Source organism: Pseudokineococcus marinus (assembly GCF_013004605.1).
Classification (GTDB): Bacteria; Actinomycetota; Actinomycetes; order Actinomycetales; family Quadrisphaeraceae; genus Pseudokineococcus; species Pseudokineococcus marinus.
In genome coordinates this window covers 1-1,661 of sequence record NZ_JABEMA010000476.1, presented here as the reverse complement: position 1 = coordinate 1,661, position 1,661 = coordinate 1, and the positions used below count along the sequence as shown (strand labels likewise).

Here is a 1,661-nt window from a genome sequence, read left to right as displayed (position 1 = left end):
GTGAAGCGGGCCGCGAGCGGGCGCACGCGGATGCGGGCGTCACCGAGGGCGGCGCCGGCGAGGACGGCGTCGAGCCCCCGCAGCACCGGCTCGTCGCTGCGCTGGTTGGTGGCGAGGGTCCGCAGGTCCGAGGCCGCGTCGCGGGCGTCCAGGTAGGCGCGCACGTCCGCCCCGCGGAAGCCGTAGACCGCCTGCTTCGGGTCGCCGACGAGGACGAGGGCCCGCGCGACGCCTCCGCCCGCCGCCCCCGCGGCGACCGCCGCCGGCGCGTCGTGGAACGCCGCGCGCAGCACCCGCCACTGCACGGGGTCGGTGTCCTGGAACTCGTCCACGAGGACGACGCGGTGCAGCGCCCGCAGGCGCTCCCGGGCTCGCGGACCGCCGCTCGCGTCCTCGAGGACGTGCGCCAGGCGCAGCAGGAGGTCGTCGTAGCCCATCTGCCCGGCCGCGCGGAGCCGGCGCTGCACCTCCGCGCGGACGGCGCGGCCCACGCGGGCGCGCAGCGCGGGCAGCGCGGGGACGTCGTGGTCGCCGTCCCGCGGCAGCAGGTCGGTGGCCGGGTCGAGCGCGCTGACCCGCGCGAGGTCGCGGAAGTCCGCGGGGGACAGGGCCGGCTCCTCGGCGCCCGGCACGGCCCACCGGCGCAGGTAGAGGTCGTGCGCCACCTCGTCGACGACGTCGCGCACGTCCTCGACGAGCTGGGTCCGCGCGTCGTGGTCGGCGCCCGCGCCGAGCGTGAGGAGCACCCGCTGGCAGAAGCCGTGCGTCGTCGTCACGGTGGCCGCGTCGAAGGACGCCAGAGCGTCGGCCAGCCGGCGTCGGCGGAGCGCCACGTCGTCGGCGCCTCCGCGGCGCAGCAGCGCGAGCAGCTCGTCGGGCTCCTCCTCCGGCGGGACGTCGCGGGCCAGGGCGTCGCGGGCCTCGACGAGGCGGGCGCGCACCCGCTCGCGCAGCTCGCGGGTGGACTCGCGGCTGAAGGTCATGACGAGCAGCTGCTCGACCGGCAGGCCCGCCTCGGCGACGTAGCGGGCGACGAGCGCGGCGATGGTCCAGGTCTTGCCCGTGCCCGCGCTCGCCTCCAGCAGGGTCGTGCCGCGGGGCAGCGGGTCCTCGAGCCGGAAGGCGCGGGGCTCGTCGACCGGGGCGTCGTCCTCCGGGGTGTCGGCGACCGAGGCCACGTCGAGAGGGGCCACGTCGAGAGGGGCGTCGGCGACCGGGGGCACGGCGGGCCCGTCGCCCGCGGCGTCCGGCGACGGCGCGCTCACGCCGCGGCCCCCGTCCCGCCGGCCTCGGCGTCGAGCAGCCGGTCCCACACGCGGCGCGCCAGCGCGCCGAGGCGCGTCGGCTCGTCGCGCGCCCAGCCCGCGCCGCGCTCGGCGTCCTTCGTCGGGAACCACAGCTCGGCCGACGGCAGCTCGCGGCCGTGGAGCAGCAGGTGCTCGGGGTCGGCCGCCTCGCCCGGGAAGCGGTCGGAGTCCCACCTCCGCGCGGCGGCGTCCTGGGCGGCGAGCACGCTGCCGCCCCCGCGGCGGCGCGACGCGTAGGCCTCGGCGGTCTTGATCGGGAGCGGCAGCGGCTCGTCGAGGCCCGCGCGGTGCAGGGCGACGAGCTCGGCGAGGGCCGTCCGCGCGTCGTCGACGCCCAGGGGGCCGAGGACGCTG

The 1,661-nt window shown here is 79.5% G+C and carries 1 protein-coding gene and 1 pseudogene; both read right to left on the bottom strand.

The genetic code is table 11. The features are described 5' to 3' along the window. Positions 1-1,265, bottom strand: a 1,265-nt coding sequence (locus HLB09_RS16760) for a UvrD-helicase domain-containing protein (RefSeq protein ID WP_171204433.1), incomplete at its 3' end; no start/stop codon positions are given. Continuing rightward, positions 1,262-1,661 (bottom strand): annotated as a pseudogene (locus tag HLB09_RS16755) (exodeoxyribonuclease V subunit gamma); the annotation flags it as partial. The gene HLB09_RS16760 and the pseudogene HLB09_RS16755, both read right to left, overlap by 4 nt.